Annotated in this window: 20 protein-coding genes; 16 read left to right on the top strand and 4 right to left on the bottom strand. The window is 36.9% G+C overall.

Going from position 1 to position 20,063, the window contains the following annotated elements:
- Window positions 1–70 precede the first annotated feature (70 nt).
- The 4 genes from DOK81_RS03325 to DOK81_RS03310 all read left to right on the top strand — a co-directional run bounded on the left by DOK81_RS03325 (window position 71) and on the right by DOK81_RS03310 (window position 3,436).
- Entirely contained in the window at window positions 71–1,087 is a 1,017-nt protein-coding gene (locus tag DOK81_RS03325) for a C39 family peptidase (protein WP_347401434.1), read from the top strand.
- 161 nt (window positions 1,088–1,248) lie between these two features.
- On the top strand, window positions 1,249–1,938 hold the full coding sequence (locus DOK81_RS03320) for a hypothetical protein (protein ID WP_206908014.1): 690 nt from the start codon (window positions 1,249–1,251) through the stop codon (window positions 1,936–1,938).
- Between the two features lie 4 nt (window positions 1,939–1,942).
- Window positions 1,943–2,899, top strand: a complete 957-nt coding sequence (locus tag DOK81_RS03315; protein WP_206908012.1) for a sce7725 family protein — start codon at window positions 1,943–1,945, stop codon at window positions 2,897–2,899.
- 27 nt (window positions 2,900–2,926) lie between these two features.
- Window positions 2,927–3,436, top strand: a complete 510-nt coding sequence (locus tag DOK81_RS03310) for a GNAT family N-acetyltransferase (RefSeq protein ID WP_206908011.1) — start codon at window positions 2,927–2,929, stop codon at window positions 3,434–3,436.
- Window positions 3,437–3,560: 124 nt separating this feature from the next.
- On the opposite strand, the gene DOK81_RS03305 is transcribed toward DOK81_RS03310, so the two are convergent.
- The 3 genes from DOK81_RS03305 to DOK81_RS03295 all read right to left on the bottom strand — a co-directional run bounded on the left by DOK81_RS03305 (window position 3,561) and on the right by DOK81_RS03295 (window position 7,187).
- A complete protein-coding gene (locus tag DOK81_RS03305; RefSeq protein WP_206908009.1) occupies window positions 3,561–4,121 on the bottom strand; it encodes a guanylate kinase in 561 nt (186 codons plus the stop codon).
- Window positions 4,122–4,279: 158 nt separating this feature from the next.
- Complete coding sequence (locus tag DOK81_RS03300; RefSeq protein WP_206908006.1) at window positions 4,280–5,461, bottom strand: nucleoside transporter C-terminal domain-containing protein; 1,182 nt, start codon at window positions 5,459–5,461, stop codon at window positions 4,280–4,282.
- A 223-nt stretch (window positions 5,462–5,684) separates the two neighbouring features.
- Window positions 5,685–7,187: a DUF1846 domain-containing protein gene (locus DOK81_RS03295; RefSeq protein ID WP_206908004.1), complete on the bottom strand. Its 1,503-nt coding sequence runs from the start codon at window positions 7,185–7,187 to the stop codon at window positions 5,685–5,687.
- Between the two features lie 224 nt (window positions 7,188–7,411).
- On the opposite strand from DOK81_RS03295, the gene DOK81_RS03290 reads away from it, so the two are divergent.
- From DOK81_RS03290 to DOK81_RS03240, 11 genes are all read left to right on the top strand, one after another.
- The gene (locus DOK81_RS03290) at window positions 7,412–7,603 is read left to right on the top strand and encodes a hypothetical protein (RefSeq protein WP_067482101.1); all 192 of its coding nucleotides are present in this window, start codon (window positions 7,412–7,414) and stop codon (window positions 7,601–7,603) included.
- Window positions 7,604–7,835: 232 nt separating this feature from the next.
- Window positions 7,836–8,738: a viral A-type inclusion protein gene (locus tag DOK81_RS03285; RefSeq protein ID WP_206908001.1), complete on the top strand. Its 903-nt coding sequence runs from the start codon at window positions 7,836–7,838 to the stop codon at window positions 8,736–8,738.
- On the top strand, window positions 8,735–9,838 hold the full coding sequence (locus DOK81_RS03280; protein WP_242589875.1) for a hypothetical protein: 1,104 nt from the start codon (window positions 8,735–8,737) through the stop codon (window positions 9,836–9,838). Before DOK81_RS03285 ends, DOK81_RS03280 begins: the two co-directional genes overlap by 4 nt.
- 97 nt (window positions 9,839–9,935) lie before the next feature.
- On the top strand, window positions 9,936–10,454 hold the full coding sequence (locus tag DOK81_RS03275) for a hypothetical protein (RefSeq protein WP_206907999.1): 519 nt from the start codon (window positions 9,936–9,938) through the stop codon (window positions 10,452–10,454).
- A complete protein-coding gene (locus DOK81_RS03270) occupies window positions 10,435–10,824 on the top strand; it encodes a DUF4430 domain-containing protein (RefSeq protein ID WP_206907997.1) in 390 nt (129 codons plus the stop codon). The genes DOK81_RS03275 and DOK81_RS03270 overlap by 20 nt, the downstream gene beginning before the upstream one ends.
- 45 nt (window positions 10,825–10,869) lie before the next feature.
- Window positions 10,870–11,805 carry a cation diffusion facilitator family transporter gene (locus DOK81_RS03265; RefSeq protein ID WP_206907991.1) on the top strand — a complete coding sequence of 312 codons (936 nt, stop codon included), beginning with the start codon at window positions 10,870–10,872 and terminating at the stop codon, window positions 11,803–11,805.
- A gap of 140 nt (window positions 11,806–11,945) precedes the next feature.
- Window positions 11,946–12,725, top strand: a complete 780-nt coding sequence (locus tag DOK81_RS03260) for an AzlC family ABC transporter permease (RefSeq protein ID WP_206907989.1) — start codon at window positions 11,946–11,948, stop codon at window positions 12,723–12,725.
- Window positions 12,718–13,035 carry an AzlD domain-containing protein gene (locus DOK81_RS03255; RefSeq protein ID WP_206898002.1) on the top strand — a complete coding sequence of 106 codons (318 nt, stop codon included), beginning with the start codon at window positions 12,718–12,720 and terminating at the stop codon, window positions 13,033–13,035. The genes DOK81_RS03260 and DOK81_RS03255 overlap by 8 nt, the downstream gene beginning before the upstream one ends.
- Window positions 13,036–13,326: 291 nt before the next feature.
- Window positions 13,327–14,175 (top strand): PRD domain-containing protein, encoded by an 849-nt coding sequence (locus tag DOK81_RS03250; protein ID WP_206907987.1) that lies wholly within the window; start codon window positions 13,327–13,329, stop codon window positions 14,173–14,175.
- 125 nt (window positions 14,176–14,300) lie between these two features.
- Window positions 14,301–16,199 (top strand): beta-glucoside-specific PTS transporter subunit IIABC, encoded by a 1,899-nt coding sequence (locus DOK81_RS03245; protein WP_206907978.1) that lies wholly within the window; start codon window positions 14,301–14,303, stop codon window positions 16,197–16,199.
- 24 nt (window positions 16,200–16,223) lie between these two features.
- Complete coding sequence (locus DOK81_RS03240) at window positions 16,224–17,648, top strand: glycoside hydrolase family 1 protein (protein ID WP_206907976.1); 1,425 nt, start codon at window positions 16,224–16,226, stop codon at window positions 17,646–17,648.
- A 254-nt stretch (window positions 17,649–17,902) separates the two neighbouring features.
- On the opposite strand, the gene DOK81_RS03235 is transcribed toward DOK81_RS03240, so the two are convergent.
- On the bottom strand, window positions 17,903–18,253 hold the full coding sequence (locus DOK81_RS03235) for a hypothetical protein (protein WP_206907974.1): 351 nt from the start codon (window positions 18,251–18,253) through the stop codon (window positions 17,903–17,905).
- A 110-nt stretch (window positions 18,254–18,363) separates the two neighbouring features.
- Between DOK81_RS03235 and DOK81_RS03230 the strand changes: the two genes are divergently transcribed.
- Complete coding sequence (locus DOK81_RS03230; RefSeq protein ID WP_206907972.1) at window positions 18,364–19,959, top strand: polysaccharide biosynthesis protein; 1,596 nt, start codon at window positions 18,364–18,366, stop codon at window positions 19,957–19,959.
- The last annotated feature ends 104 nt before the right edge of the window (window positions 19,960–20,063 follow it).

The raw sequence follows: 20,063 nt of genomic DNA, 5'->3' as shown, positions 1-20,063 counted from the left end.
TTGAATGAACTGAGGGATAAACGTGAAAAAAAGAGGAGTCACATTGTTAGGATTGGGCTTATTTTTAGTAATCGGGTTACAAACAGAATGCACACAAGCAGAAGAAATAGCAACAACTAGTGTAGGTAGCATTCCCATGTATCGCTTGTTCAACAAATATAGTGGAGAGCATTTATATACACGCAGTACAGGCGAAAGAGATAATTTAAAACGTGTTGGTTGGAATTATGAAGGTGTTGCGTGGCAAGCACCAACAAGTGGTTCACCAGTTTATCGCTTATACAATCGCTATAATGGGGAACACTTCTACACGATTGACGCAGGCGAAAGAGATAAGATTTCCCATACTGGTTGGACGTATGAAGGGATTGCTTTCTATTCCTATAAAGGCAGTGGCGGTGTTCCTGTGACTCGTTTATATAGTAAAAAAGTGAACTGGCACCATTACACCTTAGATCAAAATGAAACGAGCATTATTAGTAGACAAGGTTGGAAAATCGAGGGAACAGGTTGGTATGCGAGCCCCGGTAGTGCACCAGCACCAGCTCCAAGCAATGAAAAAGTATTGAATGTGCCAGTTGTTTGGCAAGGAAACACCATGCTGTGCGAAGGGGCTTCATTGCTACAAGCGTTGCGTTACAAAGGCGTAACGAATCAAGAGTTGCTGACATTTGTTAATTCAATGCCACGCGCAAACGACAATAACCCCTATCATGGTTATTCAGGTGAATGGCGCCACAATGTTTCTGGCACGTATCAAGGAATGATGGCTGATCCAGTTGTTCAATGGGCAAAAAAAGTTGGTGGAAATGCGGTGAATATTACTGGTCAAGGAACAAATGGAATGAAAAATGAAATCAGAAATGGCAATCCTGTTGTGACTTGGATCACTTATAATTATGCGTTACCACAGTTTAAACAAATGCCTTGGGGAAGAGCTGTCTGGAATGGGCATGTGGTATTAGTTGATGGATTTAAAGATGGTGCGTACCACGTAGTCGATCCAGTATTTGGGGCAAAGTGGATCAATGCGAGTACCTATGAAAATGCCTTTAATGTCACTAAGATGGCAGTAGCTGTTCGATAATCAGGTATGGTAAATGAAAAGCTCATGGGGAGTGTGGCAGTTGCTGTCGCACTCTTTTTTTGATTTGCCAGTTGATAAGAAATAACTGGCATTTTTCATCAGCGTTGTGTAAAATAAACAAGATGATTAGGCGAAAATACGTTCCCATTGGAGGTGGAAAGATGAAAACATCCTTAACAATTGATATGGAGCAATCACTCTACCAGTATTGTCTTGAGCAAGGAGGAATCGTGGTAGAAGAGGTAACGATGCCAGAAGAACAAGGAATTGTCGATACATTATGCTGTTTAACAAAAGCAGACGGGACGCGTGAATGGCGCTGTTATGAATTAAAAGTAACAAAAGCAGATTTCCGTTCGGCAGCAAAGCTTTCATTTGTTGGGCACTATAATTATTTTGTTTTACCTCAAGAACTCTATGAGGCTGTCAAGGCAGAGATTCCAGCAGAAATTGGTGTTTTTGTTTACCGACCCTACGTTTCAACGGAAGAGATGCCTGCACCAGGAACCTTTGCAATTGCCAAAAAAGCAACGAAAAAAGAATTGACAGTACCAGAAACGGCACTGACTAACCGTTTTATGGCCTCACTATTCAGAGAAGTTCGAAAAGCGAAACAAATGGAGCGTGGAGTGAGATATTTTCCGACTGAACAATTGTATAAAGAACTAAAAAACCGTTCAGATGAACAAAATCCATTTTCAACTGAACGTTATTATGAACGTTTCATGGAAGACTTGAACAATCAAGCTGTGGCTGAATTACAAGAAGAGGTTCTTGCTCTGCAACAAGATTATGAGTATCTACGACAACAACAACAAATTCGGCGTTTGCCAACTGAGCCATTGGAGTGATCTTATGTATTATCCTTATTTGCGTGGAAAACAATTTGATCTGTTAGCCCTGAAAGAAGCGATAAATCGTAATGTTTTATCTGCTAAAGTTCAGCCAATTATTGAACCAGTCAGAGATTCGGCGACACTTAAAAACGTTGTTGAACTTTTCCAAAAGAAAAACCACCCGTTCATCTTGATCGATAATCCACAAGTAGGCCAATTTAAACTGTTTCAAGAACATCTACATTCATGGACGGAAACACAGAAAAGTGCCATTCAACATGGGGTGATTTTGACACCACAAAATTTTCAAGAGATTGTGAGCAAGCCGCCTGAATGGTTGATTTTCGATGGGCAATACTATTTAAGAGAGCCAGCAAGCTGGAAAAAATTGGCAAAGAGCGAAACGAAATTCATTATCCCTGATAAGAGTCGCTTACGTATTTGGTTACCAGAAAATAAAATTATTTTACGAGACTCTTTTCAAACGAAAAAATATGTTGAACACTATGCCGAAAAGCCAGATGATTTTTTTAGCGATGACTACTTGTTTCATCGAGAAGATGGTTATGTTGGCTTTGCTGATTTTACAATTGAAGGTAGTCGTTATTTTGACAAAGGGTATCCTAGTCGTGCATTAGCCATCCATTTAACCTATGTGGATGCTTACGGGAATATCCGAGTGAAACATTTTATTTCTGATAGTAATGAGTCTGCAAAAGATCAAGCGCTCAAATTCTTTGAAGCAGCGGCGAAAATGAAAAGTTGGGTTTGGCGAAATCAAGACCAACTACTGATTACTTCAGGGATGATCGAGCTTTTGTTACTAGAAAAAAAGCAAAAATTTCCAGGATTAGGGGTATTAAAAAAGTGGACCTTACTACATCACTTAGAGCTAATGAGTCGGCTAGTAGAGCATCCAACAAACTGGTTGAAAGAAGTGACACAAACCAATCGCTTACAAGAATTAGATCAATAAAAAAGGAAGTTACGGGAGGCAATTAAAATGTACCTTAGAAAAACAAGACCTGAAGACATCGATAAAGTGATGGAGATCATTCAAGCAGCGACACAATTTTTGGCAGCACAAGGCTTGCCACAATGGCAAAACGGCCACGGGCCAACCAAAGACATGATTGTGATGGATCGTGAAAAAGAAGAAAGCTTTGTGTTGATTGATGACGAACAAATCGTAGGTACAGCAGCTTTAGTTTCTGGTGTTGATCCTGTTTATACAGCAATCGATGGTTCGTGGGAAGAAGTCTCATCCGTCTATTTGTCTATTCATCGCGTGGCAGTTGATCCAGCAGTTAGAGGAAAAGGCTTAGGAAAAAATTTGCTCAAGCATTTAGTAACAATTTCGGCCATCCAAGGAGTCAAGGATATCCGAATCGACACGTATCCGACCAATGAGCCAATGAAAAAAACAATTTTAGCAGCAGGCTTCCATTATCGAGGGATGATTGAATTTCCATTTAAAAATGGGGAGAGGCTGGCTTATCAGTTGGTGATTTAATGGGGAAATCATTAATTAAAAGGAATTCATATGTTGTCATTTGAAGAAAAGTAAAAAAAGGAATCAGAGTGTGTGTCTGATTCCTTTTTTGTGTAGTAAATAACAAAAAAATGATTGAGAAAACTTATCTTAAAGTATTTTCTTCTAAAATTTTTTCGAGTTGCTGCTGAGCTGATTCAAAAGTTTTGTCATTTGAAATAATTGCAAGGGTAGGGATACTAGCTAGGTGATGGAGTTCTTCTTGGTCACGTTCAAAAAGTGCCAGTCTTTTTGAACGCTCAGTTTGTGAATCCCCTCGCTCTTTTAAACGTTTTTGTAATGTTTCTTTTGAAATTGAAATGAAGATGGGACGAATACGGTCACCAAATAGTTCATGAAGTCGCCAAAATCCCGAGGCTGTTAGAACGGCGTAACAATCAGCTTTTTTTAGTCGATTCGCAATTTCCATTTTACTAGAACCATAATAATTTCCCGCATATTCATCCCATTCAGCAAATGCACCATCTGAAATCATTTCTTGGAATTTTTTTTTAGAGACAAAGTAATAATCTTTTTCGTTTAGTTCGCCAGGGCGCTTTGGGCGGCTGGTATGCGTAATGATTTTTTGATCTGGACGAAAAACGGAAGCAGCTAATGAAGTTTTCCCTGAACCAGATGGACCAATAATCACATAACAATGGGTCATATTTTACCTCCTTATTAGTTATTAATATAACCTAATGATGCTTAAAATGAAAAGAAGAGGCTGGGAAAAGTTTTGCTCCCAGTCTCTTTCTTTTGAGTCAATTTAATTTCACGATGAGATAAATTAAATTGGTTTGATACATCTTGTTTGTCTGTTTTTTAAATTAACAAACCTGTTACAATCGCACTAAGGAAGCTGACTAATGTTGCAGTAAGCAAGATTTTCAAGCCATGCTTTGCGACCAAGTTTCCTTTTTCTTCATTCAATCCTTTCATCGCGCCAGAAATAATTCCAATAGAAGAAAAGTTTGCAAATGAAACTAAGAAAACAGATAAAATAGCTGTGGTTCTTTCTGTGAAATGAAAGTTTCCAGTTGAAAGTTCAGTCATGGCGACAAATTCATTAGTCACTAATTTTGTTGCCATGATACTTCCAGCATCAACTGCTTCATTCCAAGGAATCCCACTGATAAAAGCAAGTGGGGCAAAGACGTATCCAAGGATTTCTTGGAACGTAATGCCGAATAATCCGTTAAAAATTGCATTGATCATTGCAATCAAAGCAACAAAACCAATCAGCATTGCTGCAACAGTCACTGCAACGTGAAACCCATCTAAAATATATTCACCAAGCATTTGGAAAAATGTTTGATTTTTATCTTCTTCAATAATCAACTCGTCTTCTTTAGGATCGAGTTCATAAGGATTAACGATCGAAGCCATGATGAAGCCGCCAAGCAAATTTAAAACAAGCGCAGTAATCACATATTTAGAATCAATCAAGGCCATATAAGAACCGACGATCGACATGGAAACTGTTGACATTGCGGAAACGCTCATTGTAAACAAACGTTTTTCAGATAAGAAAGGTAGTTCTTTTTTTATAGAAATAAATACTTCAGATTGACCTAAAATAGCAGAGGCAACTCCGTTATACGATTCCAATTTCCCCATACCATTGATTTTGCTTAACCCAAGACCAACTGCTTTCATAAATAAAGGCAAGATTTTGATATAACGTAAAATTCCAATAATTGCTGAAATAAAGACGATTGGCATCAAAACATTTAAGAAGAAGGGAAAGCTTCCTTTATTTGCGACACCAGCAAAAACAAAGTTGACACCTTCACCGGCGAAGGCTAATAAATGGTCAAATAATTTTGCTGCAACAGAAACAACTGCGTGACCCACAGAAGTTCGCAAAAGCACAAAACCAAAAACTAATTGAAGCACAAACATAACAAGTAAAGGCTTCAACTTGATTGCTTTTTTATTATTGCTAATGAAAAACGCAATCGCTAAAACTAGTATTAAACCGACAATTCCTAATACATAACTCAAAAAATCACTCCTAACAAAATTCCGTCTAATTTTACCTGTTTTCATAACGAAATACTAACCTTTCAATTAAAATTTCATTGTTTTTTTAGAGTGAAGCGGATACAACATAAAAACCATGTGATTCTAAAAAAAGTTTTTAAAAAGGGGCGGGACTTCAAGCATAAAAAACCATATTGAACAAAAAAGTTCAATATGGTTTTGACACGTTTTATTCAAAAATTGATTACTGATAATAAAGATTTTCAGAGGGATAAACCGGCGCGCAAGTTAAATCGATTCCTAACTGTTTCAGCGTCTGCTCATCGTTTTTGTTCATCATAACTGTCGAATGCGCTTGGGCACCATCTAATTCACTAAGCTGTTCATAAGCAACTTGTGCAATTGGATTTGTCACTGCGCTAATAGATAAAGCAATCAAGACTTCGTTGATCGTTAATTTATCAATGGAAGAATGCAAAGCTTGTGACTTCATTCCTTGGATCGTTTCTAAGATCAATGGTGAAAGTAAAGGAATATCATCCGCAATATGTGCAAGATGTTTTACAGCATTCAAAATGACAGCTGCGGAAGCATCCATCAACTTCCCTGTACGTCCAGTAATAATTACATTATCTGGCAGTTCAATTGCAATTACAGCAGTTGGATCTTTTGAAGGGTTTTGAATTGTTTTGGCATATTCATGGGCAGGAGTAACCACTTTACGATCTTCAGGTCGTAGTCCAACTTCTTCCATGATTAATTTAATGCGGTTTACTGCTTCTTCATCAATTTGTCCTTTTTTAAAGTCACATTTTGTTTGGAAATAGCGACGAATGATTTCTTGCTTAGAGGCTTCCTGAACAACTGCGTCATCGGTGATGCCAAAACCGACACGATTCACGCCCATATCAGTAGGCGATAAATAAACAGATTCTTTACCGGTGATTTTTTCAATGATACGTTTGATGACAGGGAAGGTCTCCACATCACGATTATAGTTTACCGCTACTTTGTTGTAGGCATCAAAATGGAAGGAATCAATCATATTGACATCTTTTAAGTCAACAGTTGCAGCTTCATAAGCAATATTCAATGGATGTTTTAGTGGTACATTCCAAACTGGGAAAGTTTCAAATTTTGAATAACCAGCAGCATGTCCTTGTTGACTTTCATGGTAAAGTTGGTTCAAACAAGTTGCTAATTTTCCACTACCGGGACCGGGTGCTGTGACCACAACGATTGGTTTTGTTGTTTCAATATAAGCATTTTTACCAAAACCTTCTTCAGATACAATTTTATCCACGTTAACAGGGTAATCTTCAATTTCTGAATGTGTGTAAACTTTGATATCACGACGTTCAAGTTTATTGATGAAAACTTTCGTTGCTGGTTGGCCGTTATAACGAGTGATAACGACACTATTGATCATTAAACCATAGCCGCGTAATTCGTCGATCAAACGCAAAATATCCATATCGTAAGTGATTCCGTAATCACCACGGATTTTGTTGCGCTCAATATCGCCTGCGTAGACACAAATCAAAATTTCTGCTTGATCTTTCAATTTTTGCAGCAATTTGATCTTAGCATCCTCTTCAAAACCAGGTAGGACACGTTTTGCATGCTTGTCGTCAACTAATTTTCCACCAAATTCCAAATATAATTTGTCATAGTGATTTACTCGCTCCAAAATATAAGTAGATTGTTCTTCAATATATTTTTCTGAGTCAAAACCGATTTTTTTCACTAGATTCCCTCCTTAAGTACTAAAGCATTTTTTCATTTTTTTACTGATTCGTCAACCTTCGTGAGAAAATTTGAAGAAAAGAATCATGTTGATTTTAAATAATCAGTGATTTTAACTAGAAATAGTTAGATTAAAAAAACAGAAAAGTTTCCGTCAATTTTTTGATTCTATCTTGTCTACGAAGCTATTCATTGGTATGATACTTTTGATAAGGAAGGTGTCCTATGAAAAAAAGACAAAAAAAGAAAAATGCTTATAAAAATTATATCCGTTCGATTTTTACTGGGTATGAAAAGATGCTAGAAAATCCTGAATTAGGCGAACTTAGACTTTCATATTTAAATGAAGAAACATTACTAACTCGCGACGAACAACAACGCATTCATTTCACAACCCGCGAACTGCCTAACAAATAAAACAATCATTGATTGATGAAAGCAGATAAGAAGAGTTGCCGCAAATGTGCATTCTCTTACGCTGTTTTAAGAGCTGTGACATGGGTCTCTCGCCTTTGTTACAGTTTTTTTGTTTTTTAAGATTTTATCTAAATGAGCGAGCGACTCGTTATTTCCGTGTCCCATTTTGTAACAATTTTTCGAAGAAAATGGTACTATTAAGTTATCAATTGAAAGCAAGGAGGTAAAAAATATGAAAGATTCTTTAACAGAAGAACATCATGAACCTGAGACGGTAGAGATGGATAAACATACTGATGAGTCATCTTTTGATGATATCAAACAAAAAGCAAGTACAAACTTATCTCAATTGCTAGGAGACTTGCAGGCATTTGAACAAGCTGTACGTGAAGAAAATATTCCTGAAATTTATCGACTATACAATAGTCATTTAAATGATGAGTTAAAACGAAGCTCAAATGAAAACCATGAAATTGATCAATTACTTATGAGAAAAATCCAAGATCGTTTCTTGCAACAATTTCCTTTTATGGAATTGGTAGATGAACTATCGCCAACTTTAAGTTATTACAAAATTGGCACCTACTACCATGAACGTCCAACGATTGCAATTGACGCTAGTTTGCCGGAAATTTTTGTTTTACCGCAAATTGATGCTGAGTGGGAGCAGTATGCGCAAGGTGAAGTAGTAGATTATAGCCATGAACTAAATGAGTTGGATGCAAAAGTAATTACTGCACAAACAGAAATTGAGCGTCTGGATGAAGAAATTGGCGCATACAATAAAAAGATAGCTGCTTTAGAAGAGTCAAAAGGTTTCTTAAACCGAAAAAAAGTTGATGAAGAAATTGAAGCATTGGTAAAAGAAAAACAAGTTTATGAAAATGAAAAGCTAGGTTGGCTACCTTATATTGACGAACCAGCTAAAATTCAAAAACAAAAAGAAGATATGATGCAACAAGCAAAAGCAGATCAACTAAAAGCTGCCATCGTACAAAAAGAACAGCGCCAAATTACGCGTTACTTTGGTGGGAAAGAAAACTTTGGTCCAGCTATTCATCAGTTTTTAATGAATTATCTTGGTAGTGAAAACCCTGAAACAACAATCCTTGATGAAGGAGGTTTGGAAGAATGAGTGAGTACGAAAAAGAAGAAGCAGAAAAGGTAGTCGAACCTTCAGAAATCGAGAACGAAGAAGTAACAGGTGATCCAACGGAAGAAACAGTCCTTGCTGAAACAACGACTGAGCTTTTAACAGAATCAGATTCTGAAGAGGAGCAAAGCACAGTTGAAGGAACAAAAATTCATGAAAAAGAAAAAATCGTTCCTCAAATGACCGCTGACACAACGCTTGCAAAAAAAGAACAAGCGTTAGCTGATAATCAGTCTTACTTAAGTGGAAAAGAACAAGACCGCCAAGAAATCGTCCAAATGATTCATGAAGCTGAAGTACAGCTTGCTGATTTAAGAATGCGTAAAGCATTCATTGAATCTGGATTTTCGGAGTTGCTAGGTGCGTATCAACAATATATTTTAGCTGATGAGCCAATTTCGCCGATTGCTCGAACGAGTTTGGTTGAATACTTTGCCTATGAGCTTTTGAAACCTTTAAATGACATTGGTCTAGAATTGTCAAGAACAACCTATGATACATGGGAAACACGTCATTTTTCAATTAATTACGCGTTAGATGATTCAGACAACTTGATTTTTTCTTTTGCACTGCCAACGATTGATGAACGTTATCAAGTGGATGCGATCAACCTCTTGAAAGTTTCTCCAGAAACAATGACGATTGACGTGAAAGATGACCAAGTTTTAGCACTTATTCGTTATTGGTCAGTTGAGCGTGTCTTTTCAGTCGGACAAATGACGATTTTTAATCATAAATTGAATCAATTATTGGAACATGCTCGGCAGCTTGGGTTCACTGTCAATGAGACACTTTTAGATAATACCAAAGTTTTACGTTTGAATTTACAAAGTGAGTTCGAATTAACGGAGCAGGTTCTTGATGATATCTTTATCGTTGCAATGGAGCACCCACAATATGATATGGAAAAATTAGGTGAAGATGCTTATGAGGTCTTACTTGATAAAGGCCAATCATTGACGGTATCCAAAGAAGGAGAGCAAACCGCATTGTTTGTTTCTTCTGGTGAATATCATCGTTCGGTTATTGATTTCTTTATCAACTATGAGTTTCTAATTCCATTAATGGTACGAAAAGTTTGAATACTGGAACGTTGTTAATAATGAAACTGGCACAAACTGGAACACGCGGTTTGTGCCAGTTTCAAGTGTTGATTTTTAAGATTGAAGAGGAGAAAAAATGAGTACCAGAAAACTTGCACAGTTGAGTATGCTCAGCGCTGCTTGCGTAGCAGGTAGAGTAGCTTTTCAATTTATTCCCAATTTCCAACCTATGACGGCAATCTTGTTAATGGTCGTTTTTTACTTGGGAATGGTTGATGGATTGATTGTCATGAGTTTGTCGCTAGTAATCAGCAGTTTTTATTTTGGCATGGGCCCGTGGGTAATAGGTCAATGGCTTAGCTATGGGGGAATTTTCTTGTTGTTTACTTTATGTAGACAGTCGAGTTATTTCAGAACAAGTGGTTGGTTGAAGGGTGTTTACTTTTTTTTAGCAGGTTTTATTTATGGAGGACTAATGGCGATTTTTGATACGGTATTGTATCAGTTACCTCAGCCTTTCGTTTATTATCTACAAGGTATTTCATTTGATGCGTCGCATGCAATAGGAAATTTCGTTTTTTATGTCCTTTTCTTTCCTATCGTACAGCGACTAGTAAAACGATTTGGGGGAAAAAATGAAAAAGATTATTTATAGTTTGGTTGTCGTTCTTGTAGGTCTGGGAATATTAGGTGGATGCAACACTATAGAAAAAACAACTAGTAGTCAACTGAGTGCCAGTGTGCAACGGCAAGAAGCAACAATCCTTCTTCAAGAAGATGGGAAAGAATTCGCTAATCAGAAAGTTACTTTTGAAACAGGCGAAAATCTTTTAGAAGTTTTACAAAAAACTTTTAAAGTTGAAGAAGAAAAAGGATTTATTACCGAAATTGAAGGATACAAACAGGATCAAACGCAACAGAAGTATTGGTTGTTTACGATCGATGGCGAATCTGCTACTAAAGGTGCCGCTGAAATCGAATTGAAACCGGGACAAAAAATTGTCTTTAATTTAGCAAAAATCTAAGAGTAGACTCAAAGGAAAATGAATCTATAGAAAAGAGGAACATAGGTGGAAAATTTAAAAAAAAGTGGCATGTTTTCTGTCTTAGCAGCATTGGGTGCCAATATTTTAGTTGCGATCAGTAAATTTATTGGTTATGCGATTAGTGGAAGTGCTGCAATGTTGAATGAAAGTATCCATAGTATCGTTGATTGTAGTAACCAAATACTACTATTATTTGGTAATAAACGTGCTGCAGCTGGTCAAAGTGACCTTCATCAGTTTGGAGAAGGTCGAGCAAAATATTTTTTCAGTACAATTGTTGCAATGATGCTCTTTTTTGGTGGGGGCGCACTAGGTGTCATGGAAGCTTTTGAAAAACTATTGCATCCTGCACACGAAGTGGAAAACCCGATGATTATTTTAGTTATCTTGTTATTCGGAATTATTATCGAAGGAAGTTCTTTACGGATTGCATTTAAAGAAATCAAAGAATTGAATACAGAAAATCTATCACTATTAGCCTTTTTACGTGAAAGTCGTCATAGCGAAATTTTGATTATTTTCACAGAGGATTTTTGCGCAGTAATTGGTTTGGTGTTAGCTATGGCGGGAACAATTTTAACTATGGTGACTGGCATTGCTGCTTTTGACGCAATCAGTGGTCTGTTAATTGGTTTCCTATTGATGGGTGCCGCTATTTTCCTTGCGAAGGAATTTTATAGTCTGATTATTGGTGAAAGTGTGACTGCGCATGATTTAGTGTTAATCAAAAAAGCATTTGATCGGCCAGAAATAGAACGGTTAATTGATATTAAAACAATTCACATGGGACCAACTGAAATTTTGGTTGCGGCGAAAGTGGACATTTTGGACATCAAGGAAGAGTTTGCTTATGCAATTGTCAACGATATTGAACGAATGATCCGAAAAAGTTTACCTGACAAGAAGATTTATATTTATATTGAAACTGATAAGTATGATCCTAATTACCACCGTGAATAAGCTTGGATGAAGAAAAAAGATAAATTGAAGCTGAAATGAGAAAAATTTAATATTGTTTTTAGATAAAACGGCTACAATTTATTGAAATTATGTTACAATGAGTCCGCTGTTTATTTGTTGTAATCAAAGGAGACATTTTAATGAGTAGAAAGAAAACTGCGCCATGGCTTCAGTCTTTTCATGCAGTGATGCCGCTTTGTTTTAGCTATATCCCGGTTGGGTTAGCCTGTGGTGTTCTGTTACAGAAGGTTGGATTTGATCCATTATTGACCGGTTTATTATCAATTTTGGTTTTTTCCGGCGGTGCGCAATTCTTAGTTGCCTCAATGTTAGCAACACACGCATCATTTGCAACAACCATCTTGATGGTATTTTTCTTAGAATTACGTTATACATTGTTAGGCTCAAGTCTTTCGGTGTTTATGAAGAAAGAAAGCCGTCCATTTTTAGCTGTCTTTTCTCAATCACTAAATGATGAAAACTATGCAGTTAATTACTTGAAATATTCAACAGATCCAACTTGGAACAAGCAAAAAGCCATGTATGTCAATTGGTTTTCTATGGCCGCTTGGGCAGGAAGTAATGTGATCGGAAATGTTTTTGGTTCAGTGATTCGAGTAGATGCTGACTTAGTTCATTTCGCGTTAACTGCGATGTTTATTTTTATGTTTATCATGCAAATGAAGAATGGTTTATTGATTTTGACTGGTATTTTTTCCGGTGTCTTAGGGGTTGCTTTTATGATTTTATTCCAAAATACATTTGGCTTGATCGTAGCAACTGTGATTGCTTCTTTCGCTGGATTACTTTTGGAAAAAGCTTTCCAAAAAGAAAAAGAGAAAAAATTACGACATCGTGCGGAACAAGTAAACGAGCCGTTGTTTAACTTCCCAGATCAGGAGGCGCAAAACCATGAGTAAAGGTTATTTGATTTTATTAGTTGCTTGTTTATTTCTAGCAGCTTACATTCCCAGAGTGGTACCGATGCTTTACTTTACACAAAGAAAGGTTCCTGCCTGGTTTAGTGATTGGATGAAGTACGTTCCAGTAGCGTTGTTCTCTGCGTTGGCATTTAAAGATGTTTTTATCACACATGAGCATTTAGATTTTGCTTGGAATATCAAGATCTTAGCTATGATCTTAGTAGCAGGTGTAGCGTATAAAACGCGATCTATGGCGTTATCTGTAGTAACTGGTTTAGCAGCCGTTTTTTTATTATCAATGATTTAAACAACGAAGTTAAGGGTGGGACATCAATGCGTCCAAGCCCTTTTTTTGTTGTCAAAATGAAAAAATATCTCTCTGGTTTATCAATGGTAGCAGAAGAAATAGTGTGTCAGTTTTTTCGTACGGAAGTGTAAAAAAATTGTGAAAATCGGATTGACAGCGCTTACTAAAAATGGTAATTTTATTTTAGGATAGTTATTATTCAGTTAAGCTAAACCTAAACGACATTTATTTGTGGTGTCGTTTGGGTCTTTTTTTATGCATTGGTGAGGCTGAAAGAGATGGGGGAGTCAATTGAAAATTCTGCGGATTTTGAATAACAACGTCGTAGTTGCTTTAAACGATGAAGGACAAGAAATCGTTTTGATGGGCAATGGTTTAGGATTTCAAAAAAAGCCTGGTTTTAAGGTTGATCCAGGGAGTATTGAAAAAGTATTTGAAATAAAGAATCAAAGTGAGTCGTTACGAGTGGAACAAATGCTTTCAGAAATTCCTGAAGAGGTGATCATAATTGCTTTTGATATCTTGAACTACGCAAAGAAAAAGCTGAACAAAGAATTTAATGAAACAAGCTTTATTTCTTTTGCGGATCATTTATACACGGCGATCCAGCGTGAAGGCAAAGGGATTCAAATGAAGAATTTTCTACTATGGGATATCAAACACTTTTTCCCAGAGGAATTAGCTATTGCACGAAGAGGTATCCAATTCATCAATGAAAAAATGGGTATCGAGCTATCCGATGACGAGTCTGGTTTTTTAACGTTACATATCGTAAATGCTGAGTTGGACATCACGAATGAGTCAGCCGTCAGCCTTACACAAATGATTGAAGAAATTCTAACGGTTATCAAATATACATTGAAGATCAACTTTACGGAAAACGATATTTACTTTCAGCGTTTCATTACCCATCTACGATTTTTTGCGGAGAGAGTGTTGAATGCAAGAGGAAGGGAAGCAACCGAAGAACGAGTCGAAAATGAACTATTTATGCTCGTCAGCCAAAAGTATCGTGAGGCTTTTGAAGCAACTAAAAAGGTAGTTGAATTGTTGGCAACGCGTTGGAAATATCAAGTCTCTAAAGATGAACAAGTGTATATCACTATTCATATTGCAAGAATCATCGAAAAAACGAAGTAAGAGAGTTTCTCTTAAAATAAAATGAAAGGAGTAAATTTGGCTTACAGCAAAAAGAATTGGATCGTTACATTTAGTTGGCGAGACCTCTGGATTAAAAAATATATTTAAATTTGGAGGAAAAAATCATGGGAAAATATGAGCAACTAGCACAAGATATTGTCAAAGAAGTTGGTGGAAAAGAAAACGTTAATTCATTAACGAACTGTATTACGCGTTTACGATTTAAGTTAAAAGATGAAGGTAAAGCAAATACAGATGTGTTGAAAAAAATGGATGGCGTCGTAACGGTTATGCAATCAGGTGGTCAATACCAAGTGGTGATTGGCAATCATGTTCCTGATGTACGCAAAGATGTGGATGCGGTTTTAGGATTATTAGAGGAGAAAACAGATTCAGGGCCAAAAGGGAATTTATTCGATCAATTTGTAGATATTATTTCAAGTATTTTCCAACCGATTCTAGCACCATTATCTGCAGCCGGTATGTTAAAAGGGGTTGCCGCAATCTTGTCATTTGCTCTAGGTGCAGAGTTTGCAGCAACACCGACTTATGCTGTAGTCAATGCCATGGGAGATGGATTATTTTTACTTTTACCGATTTTTATTGGTTTCACGGCAATGAAGCGTTTTGGTGGATCACCGTTTTTAGGAATGATGATTGCAGCAAGTATGGTATACACCGGATTTATTGATGGTTCATTGACCAGTCAATTTGCTGAAAGTGGTGGTTTGAATTTCTTTGGTATCCCATTTTCACTTCCAGCGGCTGGTTATGGTTCAAGTGTGATGCCAATCATTGCATCAACGGCATTTGCCGCATTTCTTGAAAAACAATTACGAAAAATCATCCCTGATGTTGTTAAGCTATTTCTAGTACCGTTTTTCACTGCGTTGATTACCGTTCCCTTAATGTTTATTGTGATTGGTCCAATCATGAACACAGCTTCAGAAGCATTAGGAAATGGGTTACTTGCAATTCAAACCTTTAACCCGATTATCTTTGGTGCGATTTTAGGTTTTACTTGGCAAATTCTGGTCATGTTTGGGCTTCATTGGGCGCTAATTCCATTTGCAATCATTGCTTTGTCTCAAGGACAACCAACAGCTTTATTGACACCAAGTGGTAGTGTTTCCTTTGCTCAAACTGGAGCAGTTTTAGCTGTTTTGTTAAAAACAAAAAATGCCAAATTGAAAGAATTATCTGTTCCTGCATTCATTTCGGGGATTTTTGATGTAACAGAGCCAGCAATCTATGGGATTACTTTACCTAAAAAGAAACCATTCTGGGCATCTTGTGTCGTTGGTGCATTTACAGGTGGGACGGCTATGGCTTTAGGGCTACAAGCATATCAAATGGGTGGATTAGGAATTTTCCGTTACACGGGTGCTATTTCTCCTGATGGCGATATTAAATTTGCGATTTATAGCATGATTTTAGATGCAGTGGCATTAGTTGCTGGCTTTGGTTTAGCTTGGGCGATTGGCTTTAAAGATGATGAGCCAACAATTGCGATGAGTAAAGAAGAAGCAAAAGGTTCATTTGCAGTACAAAAGAAAAAAGTAGCAAAACAAGAAATCTTTTCACCAATCACAGGAAATATTTTACCGTTGAGCCAAGCAAAGGATGCTGCTTTTTCAGAAGGAATTATGGGAAAAGGTGTAGTGATTGAGCCGACTGTTGGTGAAGTTGTCGCACCTTTTGACGGAACGATTATGACTTTGTTCCCAACAAAACATGCAATTGGAATTATTTCTGAAGATGGCATGGAATTACTGATTCATATTGGTATCGATACGATCCAATTAGAAGGAAAACATTTTGAAGTATTTGTGAAACAAGGTGACACGGTTAAAAAAGGAGATAAGCTAGTTCGTTTCGATATTCAGGCGATTGAAGAGGAAGGCTATAGTACACAAGTTCCAATAATTGTAACGAATACTCCTGATTATGCGGATATTATCATGACGGATGAAAATGAAGTACAGCAAGGAACATTGGTTTCTACCGCTATTCTTGCTAATTAAACCAAAAATGAGGGAGAAAAATCGATGAGTTTTCCAAAAAATTTTTTATGGGGTGGCGCGACAGCTGCCAATCAATGTGAAGGTGCTTGGAATGTTGCTGGTAAAGAAGATTCAATCAGTGATCATAATCGAGCAGGTAGTCGAACAGCAGGGACACGTCGAACATTCGACTTAGTCATTGACGAGGAAAAGTATTATTATCCAAGTCATACAGGTATTGATCACTATCATCGCTATCAAGAAGATATTGCCTTGTTTGCAGAAATGGGTTTTAAAGTGTATCGTTTGTCGATTGCTTGGTCACGAATTTTTCCAAATGGTGATGAAGAAACGCCAAATGAAGAAGGATTACAATTTTACGATGATTTATTTGATGAATTACACAAGTATGGGATCGAACCTTTAGTGACGATTTCTCATTTTGAATTACCGTTCCAATTAGGCAAACGCTATGATGGTTTTTTAGATAAACGAACAATTGCATTTTATGAACGCTACGCAATGACTTTATTTGAACGCTACCAAGACAAAGTGAAGTATTGGCTGACATTCAATGAAATTAATTTTGGGACATTAGAACATGGTAAGCAAATCAATGGCTTGTTTAACCGTGAGTATACAGAAACAGAACAATATCAAGCACTACACAACGTTTTTCTAGCATCTGCTAGAGCAGTGATTGCCGGACATAAAATCAATCCAGAGTTTAGAATTGGGTGTATGTTGGCGTATATTACAATGTATCCTAAGACATGCCGCCCAGAAGATGTACTAAGAACGCAACAGTTGAATGATCGTTTGAATTATTTCTGTGGTGATGTCCAAGTTAAAGGCGCGTATCCTTATTATATGAAACGCTATTTTGAAAAAAATAATATCCAATTAGAGATAACTGAAGAAGAGCAAGCATTGTTAAAAGAAGGGACTGTTGATTACTATACATTTAGTTATTACATGAGTACTTGTATTGCTGCTAATCTTGAGGACCGTGAAGATACTACGGGTGGAAACTTGTTTGGTGGTGTCGCAAATGAATATTTGGAAGCGAGCGATTGGGGATGGCAAGTTGATCCCGTTGGCTTGCGATTCACTTTGAATCAAATCTATTCTCGTTACGAAGTTCCACTTATGGTTGTAGAAAATGGCTTGGGTGCATTTGACCAAGTAGAAGAGGATGGTGTAATCAATGATGACTATCGCATTGACTATTTCAAACAACATATCGATGAAATGGATAAAGCGATTGACGATGGGGTAGATTTGATTGGTTATACACCTTGGGGCTGTATTGACTTGATTAGTGCAGGAACAGGTGAGATGAGTAAACGTTACGGTTTTATTTATGTTGATCGTGATGATGAAGGAAATGGTACGTTAGACCGCAGTCGCAAAAAATCATTCTATTGGTATCAAAAAGTAATTGAAACAAATGGTGAAGACTTATCTTAGAATAAAAATAACTTTCTTAAAAAGTGGTTGAGATAAAAGCAATCAGCTCTGAGAATTAAGAAGAATCATTCGAAAATCGCTTCAACTATTTTTGGAATGACTTGGCTTATTTCTAAGAGAATTGCTTTTGGAAACACCATGTAGTTTAAAAAGTGTCTGGAACATCATCTTTTTGATTGATGTTTCAGACACTTTTTTGTGAAATAAACCAATCGAATGTGTGATGCAAAAAGCGTTGAATAAATTTATATTGACTAACGGTTCTCATCTGGGATTGTGACAGGCAGAGAAAGTGTTAAAGTTCCTTTAACATACTTGATAGTTGCGGAATGAATGATACCATTTAATTCAGTAATCGAATGAAAGAGAGTTGGCTTTGATAGATTCGATTTGAAAGATAAAAGGTTAAAAAAAAGAGACAACCGACCACTGGCTGTCTCCAAAGAATATTGAACTAGACAAACAGTCTGTTTTCCGCCAACTGATTTGTCTAAATAACGAATGAAATCCGTTATGAGAAAAGTATAGCATAATAGTTGGATCAGTCTAGCTAGAAAATCATTTAGTGGACAGTTATTTGGCATTTTCAAAATTTGTCTATGCATAAGAATAGGCACGCGAGATAAAAAAGCAATGCTAGGATTACTTGTTCTTATTTTTTTGCTATAATGTAAAAGATGTTTAGATCCTAATATATATAGTTGAGGAAGATTTGATGAATAAAAAATTGATGCAGGGCACATTTTGGTTAACGTTTGCCAATTTGTTGTGTAAGGTTTTAGGTGTTGTGTACTTAATTCCTTGGTTAATGATGATGGGAGATAATCAAGACGGGATGTTAGCAACGACCCTCTATAATGTTGGTTATTTACCTTATGGATTATTCTTGATGCTGGGAACAGTCGGTTTTCCTAACGCAATCGCCAAAAAAGTGGCTATCGCAACAAAAGAAGGAGATGCGCAAGAAAGTCGAGTGATTTTTCGTAGTACGATTAATATCATGTTTGTCATTGGGATTGCCTCGGCTGTTTTGATGTATTTATTTGCACCAGCGCTGGCAGGAATCAGTCCAATCGCCAATGTGAACAATGGAATCTTAGCGATTCGCAGTTTATGTCCTTCCCTAGTTGCTATTCCAGTGTTAAGTGCAATGCGTGGCTATTTCCAAGGAAAGAATGACTTGCGTCCATATGGAACTTCATTGATCATTGAACAAGCAATTCGAGTTTTGGTTATTTTGGCTGGGACGTATTATTTGCGTGTTTTAACGAATGGAACGATTTTAGAAGCAGTCTTAGTCAGCACTGTTGCGTCGTTTTTCGGCGGTCTAGCTGCAATTTTCCATATGTATGTAGTGGGACGAAAGAAAGATTACTTTAGGTTGAAGGATTTCTTGGTATCTACTCGCTATTTTAAAAAGGATAATCGTCGTGCGTCGGTCGCGATTATTCGTGAGACACTCCCATTTATTTTTGTCGGCTCAGTTATTACGATCGTACAGATGATTGATCAAGTAACGATGAAACCATTGTTACATTTTTTCCGGCCAGATATTGCGGATCAACAACTGGAGTTTTTATTTAGTCGTGCGTCGGTCAATCCAAACAAGTTGACATTGATTTTGATTTCAATGGTGGGAACTGTAGCAATCAGTAGTTTGCCATTATTAAGCACTTTGAAAAAAGAAAATCGAAAACAAATTGAAAAAACAGTTGGAGACAGTTTTTCAATCGCTATTTTGATTTTACTGCCGTCACTTGCGGGAATGTCTTTATTAGCAGGACCGCTGTATACACTTTTCTTTGGTTACGATCCTGAAAGCGTGGGGTATTTCCAATTAGCATTACTCGCTTCGCTGTTCTTTTCATTATTTACGATTTTATCAACGATGTTGCAATCATTAAATCACCATTTGTTTGCTATTCGGCTAACAGTACAGGCAATTGTTTTAAAAGTTTTTTTCCAAGTCATTTTCTTAGCTTTATTTGGTGGTTATGGAATGAGTTTGTCAAATGGAATGGCATTTGGATACGTATTTATCCGAGGTTATTGGTACATGTGTCATGAATATCAAATTGCGCCGTTATACAAAATCAAAGACTTCTTCTTTAAAACGGTTCGTTCGACAGCGCTAATGTTGCTTGTATGTGTGACTGTTTTCTTTTTATTACACACGCAGCTCTCATTAGAAAGCAAGACGAACGCTGTGATTTATTGTGTGTTGATTACAGGAATCGGCGGATTGACCTTTATCTTAGCTCAGTTTGGCAAAAGTGGTATCCAATCATTGTTGCATCGACGTAACGCCTGAAGGAAGAGTTACGTTTTATCTTGAACTATGTGCTGCTACAAAAAGTTCGCTTTTTGTGGCAGTCTTTTTAATAGAACTGGATTTTAGATTTATCTACAAGCAAA

The sequence above is a fragment of the Enterococcus sp. DIV0660C genome, assembly GCF_017316125.1.
Lineage (GTDB): Bacteria > Bacillota > Bacilli > Lactobacillales > Enterococcaceae > Enterococcus_B.
This window is presented reverse-complemented; position numbering and strand designations above follow the sequence as displayed.

What these genes read in the sequence shown, in the direction of transcription:
- DOK81_RS03275 (WP_206907999.1), top strand. Translation starts at nt 9,936, where the DNA reads ATGAGTACCAGAAAACTTGCACAGTTGAGTATGCTCAGCGCTGCTTGC.
- DOK81_RS03240 (WP_206907976.1), top strand. Translation starts at nt 16,224, where the DNA reads ATGAGTTTTCCAAAAAATTTTTTATGGGGTGGCGCGACAGCTGCCAAT.
- DOK81_RS03310 (WP_206908011.1), top strand. Translation starts at nt 2,927, where the DNA reads ATGTACCTTAGAAAAACAAGACCTGAAGACATCGATAAAGTGATGGAG.
- DOK81_RS03305 (WP_206908009.1), bottom strand. Translation starts at nt 4,121, where the DNA reads ATGACCCATTGTTATGTGATTATTGGTCCATCTGGTTCAGGGAAAACT.
- DOK81_RS03255 (WP_206898002.1), top strand. Translation starts at nt 12,718, where the DNA reads ATGAGTAAAGGTTATTTGATTTTATTAGTTGCTTGTTTATTTCTAGCA.
- DOK81_RS03285 (WP_206908001.1), top strand. Translation starts at nt 7,836, where the DNA reads ATGAAAGATTCTTTAACAGAAGAACATCATGAACCTGAGACGGTAGAG.
- DOK81_RS03245 (WP_206907978.1), top strand. Translation starts at nt 14,301, where the DNA reads ATGGGAAAATATGAGCAACTAGCACAAGATATTGTCAAAGAAGTTGGT.
- DOK81_RS03230 (WP_206907972.1), top strand. Translation starts at nt 18,364, where the DNA reads ATGAATAAAAAATTGATGCAGGGCACATTTTGGTTAACGTTTGCCAAT.
- DOK81_RS03260 (WP_206907989.1), top strand. Translation starts at nt 11,946, where the DNA reads ATGAGTAGAAAGAAAACTGCGCCATGGCTTCAGTCTTTTCATGCAGTG.
- DOK81_RS03235 (WP_206907974.1), bottom strand. Translation starts at nt 18,253, where the DNA reads ATGCATAGACAAATTTTGAAAATGCCAAATAACTGTCCACTAAATGAT.
- DOK81_RS03270 (WP_206907997.1), top strand. Translation starts at nt 10,435, where the DNA reads ATGAAAAAGATTATTTATAGTTTGGTTGTCGTTCTTGTAGGTCTGGGA.
- DOK81_RS03315 (WP_206908012.1), top strand. Translation starts at nt 1,943, where the DNA reads ATGTATTATCCTTATTTGCGTGGAAAACAATTTGATCTGTTAGCCCTG.
- DOK81_RS03290 (WP_067482101.1), top strand. Translation starts at nt 7,412, where the DNA reads ATGAAAAAAAGACAAAAAAAGAAAAATGCTTATAAAAATTATATCCGT.
- DOK81_RS03320 (WP_206908014.1), top strand. Translation starts at nt 1,249, where the DNA reads ATGAAAACATCCTTAACAATTGATATGGAGCAATCACTCTACCAGTAT.
- DOK81_RS03280 (WP_242589875.1), top strand. Translation starts at nt 8,735, where the DNA reads ATGAGTGAGTACGAAAAAGAAGAAGCAGAAAAGGTAGTCGAACCTTCA.